This window comes from Chthonomonas calidirosea T49 (assembly GCF_000427095.1).
GTDB classification, from domain to species: domain Bacteria; phylum Armatimonadota; class Chthonomonadetes; order Chthonomonadales; family Chthonomonadaceae; genus Chthonomonas; species Chthonomonas calidirosea.
This window is the reverse complement of record NC_021487.1, coordinates 819,301-837,427: the sequence shown is the minus strand read 5'-3', so window position 1 is coordinate 837,427 and position 18,127 is coordinate 819,301. Positions and strand designations below refer to the sequence as shown.

The 18,127-nt window shown below is 53.9% G+C and carries 15 protein-coding genes; 5 read left to right on the top strand and 10 right to left on the bottom strand.

The annotated features are described in order from the left end of the window. Window positions 1-184: 184 nt before the first annotated feature. From motA to CCALI_RS03585, 4 genes are all read left to right on the top strand, one after another. Entirely contained in the window at window positions 185-1,063 is an 879-nt protein-coding gene (motA, locus tag CCALI_RS03600) for a flagellar motor stator protein MotA (RefSeq protein ID WP_016482113.1), read from the top strand. A 21-nt stretch (window positions 1,064-1,084) separates the two neighbouring features. Then, entirely contained in the window at window positions 1,085-1,888 is an 804-nt protein-coding gene (locus CCALI_RS03595; protein WP_016482112.1) for a flagellar motor protein MotB, read from the top strand. Window positions 1,889-1,964: 76 nt separating this feature from the next. Further along, window positions 1,965-3,326, top strand: a complete 1,362-nt coding sequence (locus tag CCALI_RS03590; protein ID WP_016482111.1) for a dihydrolipoyl dehydrogenase family protein — start codon at window positions 1,965-1,967, stop codon at window positions 3,324-3,326. A gap of 259 nt (window positions 3,327-3,585) precedes the next feature. Continuing rightward, entirely contained in the window at window positions 3,586-5,415 is a 1,830-nt protein-coding gene (locus tag CCALI_RS03585) for a hypothetical protein (RefSeq protein ID WP_044948831.1), read from the top strand. On the opposite strand, the gene CCALI_RS03580 is transcribed toward CCALI_RS03585, so the two are convergent. Both CCALI_RS03580 and CCALI_RS03575 read right to left on the bottom strand, forming a co-directional pair. Further along, window positions 5,412-7,172 (bottom strand): ArnT family glycosyltransferase, encoded by a 1,761-nt coding sequence (locus CCALI_RS03580; protein ID WP_172636622.1) that lies wholly within the window; start codon window positions 7,170-7,172, stop codon window positions 5,412-5,414. The genes CCALI_RS03585 and CCALI_RS03580 overlap by 4 nt on opposite strands. Before the next feature lie 247 nt (window positions 7,173-7,419). Continuing rightward, complete coding sequence (locus CCALI_RS03575) at window positions 7,420-8,487, bottom strand: Gfo/Idh/MocA family protein (RefSeq protein WP_016482108.1); 1,068 nt, start codon at window positions 8,485-8,487, stop codon at window positions 7,420-7,422. 353 nt (window positions 8,488-8,840) lie between these two features. Between CCALI_RS03575 and CCALI_RS03570 the strand changes: the two genes are divergently transcribed. Further along, the gene (locus CCALI_RS03570) at window positions 8,841-9,092 is read left to right on the top strand and encodes a hypothetical protein (RefSeq protein ID WP_016482107.1); all 252 of its coding nucleotides are present in this window, start codon (window positions 8,841-8,843) and stop codon (window positions 9,090-9,092) included. Window positions 9,093-9,312: 220 nt separating this feature from the next. On the opposite strand, the gene CCALI_RS03560 is transcribed toward CCALI_RS03570, so the two are convergent. From CCALI_RS03560 to CCALI_RS03525, 8 genes are all read right to left on the bottom strand, one after another. Beyond that, the gene (locus tag CCALI_RS03560) at window positions 9,313-10,095 is read right to left on the bottom strand and encodes a biotin--[acetyl-CoA-carboxylase] ligase (RefSeq protein ID WP_016482106.1); all 783 of its coding nucleotides are present in this window, start codon (window positions 10,093-10,095) and stop codon (window positions 9,313-9,315) included. Between the two features lie 41 nt (window positions 10,096-10,136). Beyond that, entirely contained in the window at window positions 10,137-11,030 is an 894-nt protein-coding gene (gene nadC, locus CCALI_RS03555) for a carboxylating nicotinate-nucleotide diphosphorylase (protein ID WP_016482105.1), read from the bottom strand. After that, window positions 11,027-11,827 (bottom strand): STAS domain-containing protein, encoded by an 801-nt coding sequence (locus tag CCALI_RS03550; protein WP_016482104.1) that lies wholly within the window; start codon window positions 11,825-11,827, stop codon window positions 11,027-11,029. Before CCALI_RS03550 ends, nadC begins: the two co-directional genes overlap by 4 nt. Beyond that, window positions 11,824-13,917 (bottom strand): APC family permease, encoded by a 2,094-nt coding sequence (locus tag CCALI_RS03545; RefSeq protein ID WP_016482103.1) that lies wholly within the window; start codon window positions 13,915-13,917, stop codon window positions 11,824-11,826. The genes CCALI_RS03550 and CCALI_RS03545 overlap by 4 nt, the downstream gene beginning before the upstream one ends. 144 nt (window positions 13,918-14,061) lie before the next feature. Beyond that, complete coding sequence (locus CCALI_RS03540; protein WP_016482102.1) at window positions 14,062-15,033, bottom strand: cation diffusion facilitator family transporter; 972 nt, start codon at window positions 15,031-15,033, stop codon at window positions 14,062-14,064. A 39-nt stretch (window positions 15,034-15,072) separates the two neighbouring features. Beyond that, window positions 15,073-15,729 (bottom strand): hypothetical protein, encoded by a 657-nt coding sequence (locus CCALI_RS03535; protein WP_016482101.1) that lies wholly within the window; start codon window positions 15,727-15,729, stop codon window positions 15,073-15,075. 128 nt (window positions 15,730-15,857) lie between these two features. Then, window positions 15,858-17,228: a flotillin family protein gene (locus CCALI_RS03530; protein ID WP_016482100.1), complete on the bottom strand. Its 1,371-nt coding sequence runs from the start codon at window positions 17,226-17,228 to the stop codon at window positions 15,858-15,860. 37 nt (window positions 17,229-17,265) lie between these two features. Further along, window positions 17,266-17,880, bottom strand: coding sequence for a hypothetical protein (locus CCALI_RS03525; RefSeq protein ID WP_016482099.1), 615 nt, complete (start codon window positions 17,878-17,880; stop codon window positions 17,266-17,268). Window positions 17,881-18,127: the final 247 nt, after the last annotated feature.

Genomic DNA, 18,127 nt, shown 5'->3' with positions numbered 1-18,127 from the left:
CCTCTGTAATGACGTGCGAGTACAGGGCGAAGGTGCGATCTCGGTAAAAATACCTGTTTTCGGTGATTTGCGCACCTCTGTTCTCACGAAATGCCGTTCTCCATCCAAAAATCAGAGCGCTTGGGCTCTGTAGGTTACACAGGGATAACCGGTACGGAGACTACCTTTTGGCGAAGGAGATGCGATGTTCGTTCTAGTGGGGATCGGCTTGCTCTTTGCGAGCATTCTTGTTGGGTTTATCATGGATGGGGGGAAGATAGGGGCTTTGATCCAGCCGAACGAGCTGGTCATTATAGGAGGAGCTGCCTTAAGTAGCCTGCTCATTGCAAACCCTTTTTCCATGGTAATGACCATCTTGCGGAGCGTGCTCTCCTTGCTCAAGCCAAGTCCATTTACGCGAGAGCGTTACATGGAGCTGCTCAAGATGCTCTACGACCTCTTTATGATGGCTCGCAAGGAGGGGTTGGTGGCGTTAGATAAACACGTGGAGCATCCAGAGGAGAGCGAGTTTTTTGCACAGTACCCCAATTTCATGGCAAATCACCATGCGCTTCTGTTTTTGGCCGATACCATGAAAGTGATCGTCACCGGAACGGTGGCCAGTCATGATTTGGCCGAAATGATGGATATTGATTTGGAGACCGCTCATGAGGAGCTCGTTCAGCCGGCGCATATTTTGGCCAAACTAGGCGATGCGATGCCCGGATTTGGAATTGTGGCGGCGGTGCTTGGAGTCGTTGTAACGATGGCTGCGATAGGAGGGCCTCCGGAGGAGATAGGGCATAAAGTGGCGGCTGCTCTGGTGGGCACTTTCATGGGCATCCTTTTGGCCTATGGCATCTTCGCACCTCTCTCTGCGGCGTTAGAGGCGCGTGTTCGAGGTGAGAGTGCCTATATGGCCTGTATTAAATGCGCCCTGTTGTCGTTTGCGCGCGGCGATGCACCACTAACGGCGGTGGAGTTTGCGCGACGCAACATCGAGCCGTCCTTACGCCCCTCCTTCACGGAGATGGAGCAGTATGTGAAGAATTTGGGCGGCGAAGAGCAGCGCTTGGCCGCCTAAGGCTGGAAACGGAGATGCAACATGGCCTTGAATGAGAACGACGCCAATCCCATTGTCATTCGCATTGTGAAGAAAAAACGCAGTGGAGGGCATCACGGAGGGGCATGGAAGGTGGCCTACGCCGACTTTGTAACGGCCATGATGGCTTTCTTCCTCGTGATGTGGATTGTAGGACTTAGTAAGCCTATTCGGGACGCCATCGCCGCCTATTTTCGTGACCCTACCGGCTTTATGAAAACGGCACACGGCGGCAAAAGCCCTTTGGCCGATCAGACGCAAATAAAACAGGGCAAACCGGCACCGCTCATCCCGCAGGATGGTGGGTTCGCGGCGAATGCAACCGTTAATGTAGATTTTCAAAAAGTAAAACAGGCCATCCTGAGCCAGATCATGCGTACGCCTGAACTAAAAGGATTGCGAGATAGCATCGAAATTCATCTGACTCCAGAAGGGTTGCGCATCGAGTTAATGGAGAAGACCCCTGCGCTCTTTTTCGACACGGGCAGCGCCCGCTTAAAGCCCCGAACCATAGAGCTGCTGCGAATTATCGCCCATCAGTTGCGGAAGCTCAGCAATCCGATCATCGTTGAGGGGCATACCGACGCACGCCCCTACGGCACACCCTACGGCTACTCAAACTGGGAGCTTTCCACTGATAGAGCTAATGCGGCCCGCCGTGCTATGGAGGAAAATGGATTGCGTCCTCGGCAGGTTTTGGCCGTAAGGGGCTATGCCGACCGCAAGTTGCTAGACCCAGCGCACCCTTACAGTTACGTGAATCGACGAGTTTCGATTCTCGTGGCGTATACAGCGAAGGGTGTCTAACAGGACTGGTTAGCCATTCGCCTCGCCTTGCACGTATAATAACTAAAGCAGAGAGTTGGGTTGGAAAGGAACGAGCTTGGAATCGTACGATTTGGTCGTTATTGGAGGCGGTTCTGCAGGGCTGAAGGCGGCGCGCCTTGCGGCACAGATGGGTAAACACGTTGCGGTTGCCGAAGCGCGTGAGACCGGTGGTGAGTGTTTTTGGGCTGGATGCGTTCCCACAAAAGCGCTGCTTCGGGCGGCACAGGTTTGGAAGCAAGTTACTCAAACTGCGCCTTACGGCATTCATGTGACCGTAGATCGAGCCGACTTTGCGGAAGCAATGGCCTACAAAGCCCGCAAGATGCGCGAGGTTGGCGGAAATGGGCCACCAGATGCTGGACTTTCTAAGTGGGGTGCAGCCTTTTTCCCAGAGTACGCCTCCTTTGAAGAACCTCACAAAATTCGCGTAGGGAAAAAGGTGATTCATGCGGAGCAGGTGCTTATCGCGACCGGAACCGTTCCCGCCATTCCACCGATATCGGGCCTGAAAGAAGCCGGCTTCATCACCAATCGAGAGGCTGTGATGTTAACGAGCCTGCCAAAGCGGCTCGCTGTCATTGGGGCAGGGCCGATCGGTCTTGAGTTTGCTCTTCTCTTCAGAAGATTCGGGGCCGAGGTCACCGTGCTGGAACGTCTGCCTCAGGTGTTGCCACGGGAAGATGTCGAGATTGCAGAACGCGTAGCGGCTTCGATGCAGCAGGAGGGGATTCGCCTGATTCTATCGGCTCACGTGGAGTGCGTTGAACGATGTAACGGTTCCAAATGCCTGCATCTTTCCTCCCCAAGCGGTGTGGAAAAGATAGCTTGTGATGAGATTCTCGTGGCAGCTGGACGATGGCCCGCTGTCGGGGAGCTGAACTTGGAGGCCGCCGGGCTTGCGATTGAGCGAAACGCTTTGCCCGTAGATGCCTATTTACGAACTCGCGTTCCCTCTATTTGGGCGGCAGGCGATGTCACTGGAAGCCCTCTATTTACCCATGTGGCTAGCTATGCGGGGGGTGTAATGGTGCGCAACGCATTTGCCAATGCGAACGAACCGGTAGACTATTCGGTGACTCCACGCTGTACCTACATTGATCCTGAGGTGGCGAGCGTTGGCCTCACCGAACAAGAGGCTCTTGCTGCTGGTTTGAAGATCAGAGTGAGCCGCTATGACTATGCTGATCTCGATCGGGCCGTTTTGAGTAATGCGCCTGAGGGCTTGGTGAAACTCATTGTTGAGGAGGCAAGTGGACGTATTTTAGGTGGGCATATCTTCGGAGAGCACGCATCAAGCGTGATCGCTGAAATCGCCGTTTGCATGCGCAACCACCTGCCGATTCAGGCCATCACCCAAACGATGCACGCCTATCCCAGCTTCCCTGAGGCGATTGAGGCAGCCGCCGCGCAGTTCTAGAGCGGTACATAGGCTATGATGTAACTTTTGGGGTCACAGAGCGTCTCAAAAAAGCGTATTAATTTTATAGAAAACTCCGTTGCCTCCACTTAGAGCCATGTGCCGATTCGTCCTAAAACTGCACTTACCGTTCACAATACAAAGTTTAAGGCGAACTGTTGTTGCTGCCTTGGCTAGTGGGGTTTGCCTGGCGGTAGTAGGGTCAAAGGCGTTTGCCCAAACCTCTATCCCACCAACGAGCCCTCTCTCGGTTCGGATTATGGATGCTTCAGGAGCCATTCTGCCTGCAGGTTCTCAGTTTGATGCGAAAAACGATCTGCAGACCGACCTTATTGTTGGGCAAAACACCGTAGGGCCTTACCGGCTCTCTTGGCGGAATGCGGTGCAAGGCTCCGAGATGGTGGTTGTCGATGGTCGCCTGTTACAGGCGGGGCGTGACTATACCATAGACTGGTCTTCAGGGGTCATTCGCTTTAGCGTGCCGTTGCCGAGTGGAGAGCTTGCGAGGGTAAGTTATAGCGTGAACACGCCGACAGCAGAACGCGTGCTTTCGGCGAGTTATGTGCCGCTGCAGTGGAATTTCTGGCAAAACGACAACGGGTTTCTTCGAATCTCTTCCTTGCTACGTGCTTCCGATAGCCCCACATCGCCAAATGCTTCTGACCCTCGGACTTACAGTGCTCTGCAGTTTCAAGATCGTTTTCATCTTCTGCCCACCTCTGATCTCACAACAGGCCTATTTTTAGACATGCACGGGCAAGATTGGCTTCGTCGTAGCGGATTTCTACTCGATAGCATGGCCACCATGCGTGGGGCCTCTTTCGGGCTTTCTTACCATCGTGCAGGAACCCTTTTTGCGCAACAGGGGATTGCCGGTTTGAGCCCAGGGCAAGAGATCATAGGGTTAACCGGTACGCTGACACCGCTGCAATCGCTGGCCATTCAGTTGGTGGCTCGTCAGACTGATCAACTTACTGCCCAAAATGCAAACAGCCTGACAGATCGTGTTGGTACTACCGATCGAACGCTCTCTGCCACCCTAAGTGCTAAACTCCCACAAAATGGCCAGCTGACGGCGGGGAGCGCTTTAGAAACTGTGGCGAACCCTCAAGGGGGAACCGCAACTCAGCACGATATGGTGTCGCTATCTCATCCTCTGGCACCGCATATAGACGCAACCCTTAATTTCGATGCCCTCGCGACGGCTCCGTTAAAGGAATCGGGCGACACAACCTATACGCAAAGTGCAGGGATAGATGTTACGGGGAGCCTGAATCCCGGAATCCATTTTGACACTGCTTTTACCAATCGGTTAACCCCTGCAGGCTTTGCCAACGATCAAAAGATGAGCCTAACCGCAAGCATACCGATTGACAAGAGCCAAGCGGTCAAAGTAGACACGCTCTACGAGGATGTTTTAGGGAACATGGGGGCACAACGCAATCGCTCTCTCTTGTTCCAAACCCCACTGCAAGGGCTGCGTGCACAGCTTTCTAGCGGGGTACAGTATGCGGGCACTCCTACAAACAGGGCGCTAGTTGGGCTGTTCGATCTCTCTACGCAACCTACAAAGGGATTACAGTTAACCGGAACGGTGCGTCTAAGGGATATGCGCCTCAACACAGGGGCTCCAGCGCCCGACGATGTGAACACCTATGGAGTTCAGTTGAGCTATGCACCCCTTCCTCAGCTACAGTTTACCAGCGATCTCTACTACAATCCAGAGCAGAACGGGCAGCTACAGAAGGTTCAGCGCGAAGATTTTGGTTTGCAGACGCGAGTCGGTCTCTTGATGTTGCAGGCACAACTAGGTCTATTGCACAATCTACTGAGTCCGAGCCGTTCCGATACGGCCAACTTCAGTTTAGGTTTCAACTTCACCCCTTGGGATAGTCTAACGACGGGTTTGCAAGCTCAGAACCTTTTCGGGGGGCCGAATTGGACACGCACCTATCTGCTAAGTTTCACACATCACTTCAACTCGGTATTCGATTTCTCCCTCTCCGGCTCTATCTCTTACAATGGTGCGTTAGGGACACAGCCACAGCCACAATATACCGCTCAGGCGCAGCTCGGCATCCATTTCTAAACTCCGGTTAACACACTGTCCGATCCCTTTCCTTCTCTAACCTTCCCCATTTTGGAGGCGACGATATGCAGTTGAAGCAGTAACCATCCTCCCGGTGGGCCGCCACGCCACTTCAAAATGTGTACAGGGATCTTGTATTGCTGCAGTTCGGGTTGTAGATGATGTTGCCATGTGTCGGCGGAGGTGATCACATCCACCCACCCCTTGTTTAACGGCACCGTTTTTGTGAGCCATGGGAGAAGGGGTAACTCTTTGTGCTCATAGGGCGAGTAGTTGGCATAGAAAAGCATGGAGGGACGTCTGGGGATAATGTGATAGTAGACAATGGGAATGCCGAGGATGGCATCTTTGTTGGCGTCTTTGGCGAGTTGCTGGTAGGGGTCTTGAACATAACGCGCGGCATCTTGGTAGCCCACCGTGTAGCCTAGTAACACCATGAGCGTGGTGGTAAGCGCGAGAGCTGTAATACCGAGGCGATAGGCCTGCTTACGAAAGCACAAAAGAGCGAGAAGAGCTCCTATCATCCATAGGGCGGTTAGCTGCCGCGCAAGCGTTGCAATTGGAGGTGCTATGGGGGCATTGCGAGGAACGAAGTGAGGGCCCAAGAAGGCAACGATGAAGAGAACGAAGGTGGTAATGAAGGCGGCTGCAGCACCACGTCGGAGAGTTTTAGCAAAAGAGGCGTTTGGGTATGCGAAGCCAATATCGAACCACCTCCCAGTGAGAATGGCCGCTGCCGGGTAGAGGGGAGCGATATAAGAGGGGAGTTTAGCGGAAGCAAGGGAAAAGAGGACGAACACCGCCCAGAACCAGACGATGAGGAAGCGCTCGTGTCGTCGGTACGGAGCCCATAGATCGTGAATAGAGAAAGCGGCCGGTGCAAAACAGGCCCAGGGGAAAAAACCAATGAGGAAAAAGACGAAGTAGGTTGGCAACGGCATGTCATGCACTTTATCAAGGCCACGGAAGCGCCCTAGATGTTGTCGCAAAATATACTCTTGAAACCAGGTGTGTCCAAGTTCGTCCCTGCCGCCAGCTTTCCAGATAAGGTAGTGCCATGGAGCGGCTATCGCGAAACAGAGAAGGATACCGAGGAGGGGACACAAGCAACGCCATGCAGTAAGGAGCGTATGAGGCGACTCGAACTGCGAGGAGAGATAGAATCGAAAGCCTCCTCGTGCCTTGATACGTAGTGTAAGGCGTTTAAGGAGAAGGAAGATGGCTAGAACAAAAAGAGGCAGAGCGCCTGCCGCCCCCTTGGTGAGCACAGAGAAGGCAAGAGATACCCAAAAGACCATGGCGAGGCCAAACCGAGTTTTTGGGGTGATTGAAGAGGGCGGTTCAAGGCAGAGATAAGCGCTTAACATCATGGTGGTAAACCAGAAAGTGAGCAGGGCATCGGTAGTGAGTTGGCGAGCATCGAGGAGGGTGAGAGGAGCCAGCATATAGGTAAGAGCCGCTAGCGCAGCAGCACGGCGTCCAAAGGTAATTTTAGCAAACCACCAGACGAGGAGCGTTGTAAGCAGACTTGCAAGAGCCGAAGGAAGTCGGGCAGCGAACGGTGTAAGCCCAAAGAGGCGCATGGAGAGCGCTCCAAGCCAATAGATGAGAATAGGTTTTTCGAAAAAGGGGGTTGTGGATGCAGCAGGGTTTAGGGGAGGGTGGCTATTAAGGCGTGGGGTAATCCAGTCTCCATGCAGAACCATTTGGCGGGCACACGCCACATAGAGGCCCTCGTCGAGATCAAAGAGAGGCACAGAACCAAGTCGCCAGAAGAAGAGGAGCAGGCAAAAAAGAAGCAAACCTATTTCAGCAAGCGGGAACGAGCCGATTTTGTGTGGGGGGGCTTTTGTGGAGATTTCCGTGTGCACCATGTTCTCGAAGGGAGTTTACCTATTCTGTTAGAATATACGCAAGAGAGGTGGAGCGATGTTGACGGGGGAGAGGTGTAAAAGCACAAAAAAGCTTCTACACCTCTTGGCGCGGAGGTATGAGGGCATTGATCTAACCGGAAAAGGGGAAGAAGACCCGTTGGCCTGTCTCTGCCGCTTTATAGGCTGCGAGGCACATCTCTACCGAGAGGCGCCCTTCCTGCGCCGTGCAGAGGGGCTTACCTCGTTTGAAGGCGTCTATAAATGGACGCGCTACGCCCGCGATCCGCTCCCCTTGAGAGGCTGGAATGGGAAGCCCAAGGTCTTGCCAACCAAGCTCAGCCTTATCTCGCTGATAGAGTTTCACTCCGATGGGATGCGGGGGCTTGATCATTGCGGAGGGGGCATCGCCGTGGTTTTGAATAATGACTCCTCTGTCACCATATATCTCGGTGGTATTCTCTCCTGCGAGAGTCACACTTGAGTTATAGACCTCGGCAAATAACCCATCCTCATAGCGGTAGATGGCCACTCCCGTGTCGTCAGGGGCTACGTTGGTGAGCACGTTATCTATTTCGGCGATGACGGAAACAGGACGTTTCCCCAACATCCAGACAAGCCAATCTAGGGCGTGAATAGCGTCATCGAAAAACATCCCAAAGTTGGTTTCGCGCATGATATGCCAGCGAGTGGGGCCTTCCACAAAGTTTTTGTCGAAGAGCACCGGTATGCAGTGACGACGTCGGATGGTTCCGACACGGCCAACCGCTCCTTCCTCAACAAGCTGTTTCATGCGGATGTTTTGAGGGTCGCAGCGCATTTGGAAGGCCATACTAAACCAGCACCCCGTCCGCTCGACGGCGGCGATGATCCGATCACAATCTGCTAAAGTAATGGCCATCGGTTTCTGCAGAAACACCGCTTTGCCCGCTTCGAGGGCCGCGATGGCCAGATCGGCATGCCGATTGGTTTCAGAAGCGATGATCACGCAGTCAATATCTTTGCGATGGAGCACATCTTCCAGATGCGGAGAGAAGGGGATGCCAAAGTGAGCTGCTTGGCGCTCTCCTCGGGCCTCGTCGCTATCCCAGCAGGCAATGAGTTGAGCGTCGTCAAATTGACGGATGCGTTCTGCATAGGCGTTCACGTGCCCGTGAGCAAAAGAGAGAATGCCGATGCCAACGCGAGACGGGGTTCCCATAAACGATAGATCTCCTTACGCAGTCATCGTGGTGGCTACAATAGCCTGTTTCCCAAAAGGTTCTAGCTTTTAGTCGTGCCGTGTTTGGCATTATACCCTCTATGGAGGGCTATTGTTCGCCGGCAGGATGCCCTACATTCCTCTAGAGATATTGCAACTCTCAGTCGCTGTAACATAGCCCTCATGAAGTAGATAAAAATAACGCAAGAGCTACCTTACTGCAAACAGGAAGCTCCTAGCAGATGAAACACAGGCGACGTCGTTCTGACCTCGTCTAGTGATCTGCTCTTCCTCGAAGGCCTAATTGTCGCTCTACACGCTTGTTCGGGAAGACAAGGTTCTATGGTGGAAGAGTGGCCGCCCTGTTCGCATATCCGGTGGGGCAGAAGCCCTGTTACTATCTAACGGGTGAGTACGATCGTCCGCTTGAGTTTGAGTTCGAAGGTAAAAAGCTGACTGGCGACGCAGTTGACCTGGAAGACCGACGACTTAAGCCAGGCGACGAGTGGGAGGAACCGCAGCCCCGTATTCTCTATGTGCTTAAGGCCGGTGGAATGGACATCTACTACGAGTGGAGATTCGACCGCAAGTTGCACGGGAAGTGACCCTAAGCGCTACGATTGGGGCGGATCGCGCGGGGAGGTTGGCGAGCAAGATCCGAAATCTTAAGGGATGGAACGGCGGACGTTTCTACGTGAATGAGTGGTGCAACATGTTCGCACCTGTTTCGCAGGGTGACAACTGGAGATATGTGGATCTCGGCCCACGGGTCATGGAGGGCGGCTGGTTCCAGAAACCTGTTCCGACGTAGAGGGGGCAGTAGCGCTATGCCTCTCTACTTTCGATGGTATGACTTGCCGTAAAACAGGGATAGAGTGTTCCATCCTCAAGCTGAAGCAGGAGAGCGCCGTCGGAGGCGACCCCAACAGCGGTGCCACGAACCGGTTGGCCACTTATGATAACGGTGTAGAGAGTGCCTTTCGTTCGATCGTAGTGGCGCCACCGGCGCATCACGCTCTCTGGCCCTCCTGTGGCATAGCGTTCAGCCCACAGCTTGAGAGAGGTCGCTATCTGGGCACCCAACCACGTAGGGGTTATGCCTTGAATGCCTTCCCGTAGAAGGGAGGTGGCGCGTGAGGAGAGCTCCGGTGGGAACTCCATCACTTGCAGATTTATGCCCACGCCGATAAGAGGAATATGTTCGCCTGTCGGCAGTTGCGCTAGCTCTATCAAAATCCCTCCGGTCTTTTTATGGTTGAGGAGTAGATCGTTAGGCCATTTAAGGCCAACATCGGGTTTGGGCGGAGCAGGTCGGCCGGACAGCGGGATGCCTAGTACCTTAAGAAGAGCGCGATAGATCGACTCGGCAACAGCGACACCGGCCAATAATGAGAGCATGGCAACGACTTGAAGTGGTTCTTCTTGAGGGCGAGAGGGCATGATGAGCTTCTGAGGAAAGAAGTAGGTTGCACAAAGGCTCTCGCCAGCACGGGCAAACCAGGTACGACCACGTTGGCCGCGCCCTTGGGTCTGTTCGTCGGCCAGAACGCCATCCCAACGCTGTAGGGCGGCGGGATCGGAGAGAAGCAGTTCCCGTGCAGCATCCATCGTGGAGGGAACGCTTGAAAGATGGTATAGAGCCATGGTGATTAGAGACTAGTCACGATGAAGTCCATGCCGATGTCGAGGGCAGGCGCAGAGTGCGTGAGGGCGCCGATTGAGATGATGTCCACCCCTGTGGCGGCCACTTCTGCGACGTTTTCCAGGGTGATTCCACCACTAGCCTCGATCATCGCCTGACCGTTAACAAGTGAGACCGCTTCACGCAGTTGGTCTGGTGACATGTTATCCAGGAGAATGACGTCGGCACCGGCTGCAAGTGCCTCTCTCACCTGATCGAGCGTATCGCATTCTACGGTAACGCTCATAACGTGAGGGGCACTGCTGAGAGCGGTGCGCACAGCTTCGGTGATGGAACCGCAAGCGGCGATATGGTTATCTTTAATTAGGACGGCATCGTAGAGGCCAAAACGATGGTTATGACCGCCTCCCACTCGCACCGCATACTTTTCTAAGAGACGAAGCCCAGGCGTCGTCTTCCGTGTGTCTACAATTCGAACGTCCTCTCGGCGGGCGGCCGCCACGAACTTGGCGGTAAGTGTGGCGATACCGCTAAGACGTTGGAGGAAATTAAGCGCCACTCGCTCGCCGGTGAGAAGGCTTTGGGCGCTGCCGGAGAGGGTCGCAAGCGGGGTATTTGCCTCTACCGAGTCGCCATCCTGTACGATAGGCTGTACCTGCACGGTCGGATCGAGCTGCCGATAGACCTCCTGTACGACGGGTAGGCCTGCGATAACGCCTGGAACCCGTGTGGTGATATTGGCCTTTGCACGGGCAGTGGAGGGGATAACGATTTGCGTGGTGATATCTCCCGTGCCTATATCTTCCCTAAGAGCCTGTTGCACGATGGAGGTTAGGCCTGGCAGGTCTCTGAACACAGTATAGGAAGGAGCACTCTTGGGGTTAGTGGAAAAGGCGTTCATAGGATCTTTTCTGCCTTCAATCGTCCGACGATCACTTCACTGGGGGCTCGATGCAGCAGCGCATCTACAAGGCGGTAAAAGGTCTCTTCATTGCCTGTATCGAGGCTTTGTTGGCTTGTGGCAAACACGACACGTTCTACCTCATACTGCCGAATCATCGCAAGGGCGCCGTCAATGAGATCGCGAACGCGTTCAATATGGGGGGTAGCGGTGACACCGGCATTTTTTGCGAATCCCATAGCGACCTCTAAGGCGTGTTGTGCTTCATCCTCTTGTTCTCCAAGGGGGGTGTTAAGTGGCAGGTCACGAGGTACTTCTAGAAGAAAGACAAATGCGACCTCCGAACGACGTGCGCGTGCCATTTGAGTAGCAAGCCATGCTCCAGGAGTTAGGTCAATTCCCGGAACAAGTAGCACCAGAAGTGACCGGCCTTTTGGTGCTAGGGCTGTTGGGGAAACATTTTGAGGCAATCTGTGCAAGGAGGCACGCGCCTCCTCAACCGAGTTCGCGATGGGGAGTTGGGAGCGGATGCCGGGCACGCTTTTGATAACGTTCAGCACGTGTTCCGGAAGATTTGCCACAATAATGCGTTTTCCGGCAGCCTCGATATCGCGCATGGCCTCTAGAAAAGTCTTGGCGCCTTCCTCAGAGATATCTTGAAGGTTAGCGCAATCTATGATAATTCCTTCCGGGTGGTCGTGAAGTAACATGCCAGCCACGGCTCGGATGGTCGGCCATTGATTTTGGCGAAGCGAGCCCGAAAGGCGCACAACGTCGTCCTGCGTTTCGATAATCATTTCACGACCCCTGTCTGGTGTTGAGGGAGCGGTGCTTGGTTATGCTGCATTTTTGCCGGTGTACTTTCTTCGCATGGATGAAGGAAGTAGCGAACATTGGTCACCACAACGTCCTCTCTGCCTAGCAGGGCTAGCTTGAGACGGGCTGCTGACTGCCCATGTAAAAACGCATGCCACCATTTTGGGGGAACGAACTCTGGGATAACGACGGTGATGGTGGTATTGGGGCGTTCGAGGTGAATGGCGTCGAGATAACGCATAATCGGTTCTATGAGGGTGCGGTAGGGCGAGTTGAGGATCACCAGAGGCACGTCATGAACCCACTGCTCCCAACGCTGAATGAGTCGCGGAGTCTCTTCAGGGTCTATGCAGACATGGACAGCACGACAGTCGCTCGAAATAGAACGTGCATATTCTAGGGCTTGCATAACGCCACGATGCAGGGTGGGGACGAGCACAAGAACGATGTTTTTCTGCGGTTCTTTTGGAGGGCAGTAGTTATCTAGGGTCAACAGTTTGGCAACTTCTTCGTAGTGGACATGGATCCTTTTGAAAAGATAGACCATAATGGGCACAAGGACGACAACGATCCAGGCACCCTCGCGCGATTTTTCGATGATAAGGTCAATAAAAACCAAACCGGTAGCGATAGCTCCGAGACCATTGAAAAACGCCTTCACTTGCCAACCTCGCACGACCTTGCGAAGATGGTACCAGTGTACGACCATACCAGCTTGAGAGAGGGTGAAGGCAGTGAAGACGCCGATGGCGTAGAGGGGAATAAGAGCGTCTACATTCCCGCCTTTCCAGATAATGAGCAAGGCAGCAAAGAGGCCTAAAAGCAGGATGCCATTGGTGAAGACCAGCTTATCGCCAAGATTAGACATCTGTTTGGGCATATAGCGGTCGCGAGCGAGAATGGAGGAGAGACGTGGGAAATCGGCAAAGCTTGTGTTGGCTGCTAGCACCAAAATGGCCGCTGTGAAGACCTGGGTCGCCCAATAGAGGAACTGCCAGCGTCCTGTTTTGCCAAAAACGGTGCCGGATATCTGGTCTATGACGGCTGGTGCGGTTTGGCCCGCATGTTCCCAGTAGACCACGTGAAAATTCACGGCCAGGTAAGAGATGCCCAGAAGAATGCTGCCGAGAATAATGCCCATATAGACCAGTGTCCAAGCTGCGTTATGCGATTTAGGTTCACGGAAGGCTGGGATGCCGTTGCTAACCGCCTCGGTGCCGGTCATAGCAGAACATCCGTTCGCAAAGGCGTTCAGCAGCAAGAAGAGGCCTATGGTGCCCACAGTGTGCGCTCCTGGTGATTGTGCGGTAGAGCCATCCCACCAGCGTTGGTTGGCATACTCGGTATGCATATGCCAACCGAAGAAAGCATGCCCAAACACCCCAAGAAAGATCATGAGGTAACACATGATCACAAACCCATAGGTGAAGATGGCAAACATCGAGCCAGATTCTTTGAGCCCACGGAGATTGGCCAAAGTGAGCAGGCCAATGAAGAGCAGGCACCAAAGAACGAGATGATCGAAATGCAGCCATTGTAGCCATGGTGGGAGAGGGAGGCTTTCGAGGTTTTGAACGCCAGAAGCAATGGAGACTGCAACGGTGAGGACATAGTCTATGAGGAGGGCGGAGGCCGCAATGAGACCCGGCAGATCGGGCATAAAGCGGGGTTTGAGGTTATCTTTAGCAACGATATAGGAGCCTCCACCATTAGGATAACCATGGATGGTTTGCCAGTAGGAGGCAACGACGATCGCTAGGAGAACGACGATGAGGGTAGTGATCAGCATGGTGTAGTGTGAATAGCGAGATTGGGCACTGCTGATCCAAAGCCCGGCACCACCGAGCACAAGAAGAATCTCCTGCGTAGCGTAGGCCACGGAGGAGATCGCGTCGGAGGAAAACACCGGAAGAGCAAGAAACTTCGGCAGTAAGGTATGCTCCATTTGAGAGGAACTGAGTGGGCGTCCAAGCAGAACACGTATAAACCGTTTGAGCAGCGATGGCTGCGGGGGAGGCACCGGTTCTAACGGTGGTGTTGGCTCTTTTGAACTTGTTTGTAGGTCTGACATGAATGTCCTCACTGCACGACTTAATAGATTTATCTATCTTCGTACTCTACTGGCACGAAACATGCTTATTTAGCCCAAACATCAAAATATACCCTATAATTGGCAAGAAGAAGCACATTGTGCTGGACACAACCGTGGTTACAATTAGTGCGTGTGATCGCATTCATGATGGTCATGGGCGTTCTCACCGTGCATCGTTTCAAGGCGGCAGTAGGGTTCAGCTGGCTGTCCACATCCCCCGCATTCCGTCTCGATGGTAGCATGGCCTACCGAATAGCGCGAGGCCAACATCTGTTTGGTCTCACGAACTACATCGGGAGCTTGATCGATCTTCTCCTTATCCACAATGAGATGACAAGAAAGGGCTGTCATGCCATCGCCGATAGTCCAAACATGGAGATCATGCACATCGCTGACGCCAGGCACGGCCAGCATCTGCTGGGTCATCTCTTCCACATCTAACCCACGCGGGGTACCTTCCAGAAGCACGTTTAGGCTGTCACGAATGATGCCCCATGAAGACCAGGCAATAAACCCTGAAATACCTATGGAGACCAGCGGGTCAATCACAGTCCATTTTGTTAGGGCGATCAGGGCACCGGCCAAGATCACACCGATAGAGGCCACAGCATCTCCCACCATATGCAGAAAGGCGCTACGCACATTGAGGCTCCGTTGGGACGCACGATGGAGGCCCACGGCGATGACGGTGTTCACGAAAAGTGCAATAGTCGCCACAATAATGATAGGTATTCCGGCCACCGGCTCCGGATGAAGTAGACGTAGAAAAGCCTCTTTAAGGAGCCAAACGGCAAGCACAAACAGCGTAACGGAGTTGATAAAGGCTGCCAGGATGCCCACGCGGTGATAGCCGTAGGTTCGCATGGCATTGGCAGGACGACGTGCCACACGAAGCCCATACCAGGATAGGGCCAGCGCCATGGCGTCGGTAAAGTTATGACCCGCATCAGAGATAAGCGCTAAGCTGTTAGCCCACAAGCCAACACCGATCTCGATACCGACAAAAAGAATCGTCCCTATAAGAGAGAAGGCAAGCCGTCTCTCTCCGATACCCGCAGCGCTATGATGCGTGCATCCGCCATTTCCATGTGTCATCTGTGTATGGTTCCTATGACTATATTATGCTCCACGAGATTATTTTAGAAAATTGACCATGATTCCTAGCAGAATGAGCACACATCCAATGATGAGGCCCTCATAGTGTTCGAGTGGTTCGAGGTTTAGGTGTTTTATCCCCTGTAGAGTAAGCCAGATAAGAGTGAGCATAACTCCTACAGTGATTCCTACGAAAAGCAGACTCATAAAGCTCAAAACGGCTACAGAGTAGTTCGCCCCGACCACATAGAGAGGAAGCAGATCGAGACAGGGAGATAGCACCATGCCCATAAAGAGGGTTGCGATAATGGCATTATCATCTGAAGGTGTCGCTGGTATCTTTGCATGATGATGGCCTTTATGAGGCGCAAGCGTTTGGAGCGCGAAGACGACTCCCAAGCTGATGATAACGATCGAGATGGCTGTTTTCTCTAGCTCCGGCGGCAGATGGAGATGAGCCCAAACCTGCTTGCCAGAGAGCGCGAGCAAAAAGCCGAGAACGACCGTTACTAAGAGATGCGCAAACCCAGTGGCTGCAGCGACACCAAGCGTGCGACGCCCAGACCAACGCCGTAGGCGCCCCACGGCTACAAACGTAAGCCAATGGGAGGGTAAAAACCCATGTAAAACCGCCAGCACACAAGCCCCCAACAGGAGCGCCTGTGCTGACGGATAGTCAAAATTAGCAGGATGCATAAACTCTCTTGCTTACAGTAAAAGCCAGGTATACCAGTGCAGCAAGAGTCTCTCTTGACTTTCTACGGTTACCTCCTTTTTAGTTTACCTTATTTGAGCGACGATTGTTTTTGGGCATTGTTCCTGGATCATCCGTTGGGTTGATTCGGTTTCTGATCGGGCTTAATGGCAGGTTGAGCGGCCGGCCTTATAGAGGGCGTAGAAGACTGTGACGGAGGAAGGGAAGTGGGTGCGGCCGTCTCCTCAGTTTTATGATTTCCGCCGAAATTGCTGTTGGCGATGACCTGGGCGGCCATAAGCGTCTGCACCACGCGCATCACGTCGTCAGAGGCCGTAGTGGCTGCCGTATGGCCGTCGTTTCCGGCGGTTCCGAAGTTGATGAACTGCCCATTAGCGAGAGCGGCGGATATCTGGCGCGTTAGTTCGGGAGCCAGTTCAAGCCGTCGCAACTCAAGGTAGGCAGGGCCGGCCTCGGCGAGAGCTTTCGCTTTCATTTGAATGGATTCGGCCTCCGCTGCCGCCACGGCACGAATCCGAGCTGCTTGGGCACGGCCTTCCGCCTCCTGTTTAATGACCGTCTGCTCGGCATCGGCGCGAGCCTGAGTGATCTGGGTGGCGGCAAGTTCGGCCTCGCGCTGGGCACGCACGGCCTGCATACGTTCGGCCTCGGCGCGGGCTACCGCGGCACCGTTGGCGGCGATCTGCATGTTCAGCTCACGCTCCTGATCGTTGATCTTCTGCTGAGCAACTAGTTGGGCAATGCGCGCGCGTTGTTCCTCCTGAGCCTGCACCACGTCGGCGCTCGCTTTGGCACGTGCTGCCGATTCTCGCCTGCGCGCTTCGGCTACGTCGCTGAGCACGGCCTTAATGTTGAGGCTGTTGAACGTGAGCCCGAGGTCTTGAAGTTCACGAGAGCAGGCTTCCTTGATGATCACGGCCAAGGCGTCGTCCTCTCCGCGTGCCAAGACATCGCTGACGCCCGCGGGCACAAGCGAGGAGTTTGCCACTGGGGAGGGTGCGGTTCGAGCGTTAAAAAGCTGGTCGAGCGTCAGCAGGTTGATGGCACGCCGCCCAGCAGAGGAGAGCACATCGGTGAGAGTAGAGAGCTGGTCTGCTGGTGGTTTCGAGAAGAACTTATTTGCCGCCGTAATCACCATCGAATCGCTCTCACCGACGCTGACAATGGCGGAAGCTTTCACGTTCACCTTCACAGGGGCTGGCCTGCCATTGGCATCCACATCAGCGGTTTGGTCGGTGATGTCAATATCCACATTGATGGCTTGGGCTGGGATCACCTGGGTCGCGGTGAGTAGGGGGATGACCCAGGCCTTGCAGGGGCCGCGATGAACACGCGGAGGTCCTCCTCCAGGTCGGCTTACCAGCAGTATCTGGCCAGCTTCCACGGTGCGGTAGAAGGCGTTCACGATGATGGGGACAAGAATGATCACCGCTAAGAGAACGACACAGGCGATGATAATCCACATTGTTGAGTTATCCATAGGTTCTATCTCCATTTCAAAGGGTGAAGAAGTCTTTTCATTGCGACAACGAGACGATGAGGAGCTCTTTCTTTTCATCCACCGACTCCACGCGCAAGCGGTCTCCAACATGCACGGGCATGCGGCACTGTTCTGGGATGAGATAGGCCATCATCTGCACGGCGCGGCCATCGTGTTCTACTTGCACAATGCCTCGGCCGTTTTGAAAATTGGACACGGCCACCGCCTCGGTGAGCACCAGCGCAGTTAAAGGAGAGGCTGGTGCGGCCCCAAAGCTGGTGAGCCAGTTCCAGTAAGGCCGAAGAATAAACCGTTCAAAGGCAATAGCGGGTAAAACAGCGCTCCATGCGGCCAACGTGCTCGAGAGATGGAGACCAGCCATGAAGAGCACACCGAAAGCGCCATAGGCTGCTAGAAGGGAAAAGATGGCCCTTGGAGATGGAACGAGGCGTAGCCAGTTGGAATTGCCCATTTTACCTGCGATTTTGGCGACAGCTGGTGCATGCAGGTGAACTCCATGGTGGGCACCTGCCGATACATGCGATGTATGGATGGCATGAGAGAGCTGGCCGCCGTGGTGAAGGAACCCCGGAAGCGCCATGAACACAAGCCCGATCAAGCCCGTAAACATGAGCACAATAAAGGTAAACATGGGCCTTTCCTCGCTGTCAAGAGCGCTCGCACTGATTAGCGTCCTTCACTTAGAATATCGCAAAAACGCTCTTTCGGTTTCACAAGGTTAAAATATGACGATCGCCCTTTACAAAACACTATTTCACCATCGGCATGGTGAGATTCCTGCTTTCTTCTTACCCCCTACTGCGTTGTACCATGAAGCTGATTATCGAGCGAGCCGACGTCATCTTCCGGCTTGCCCTTAACGGGAGCAAGCTTGGTTG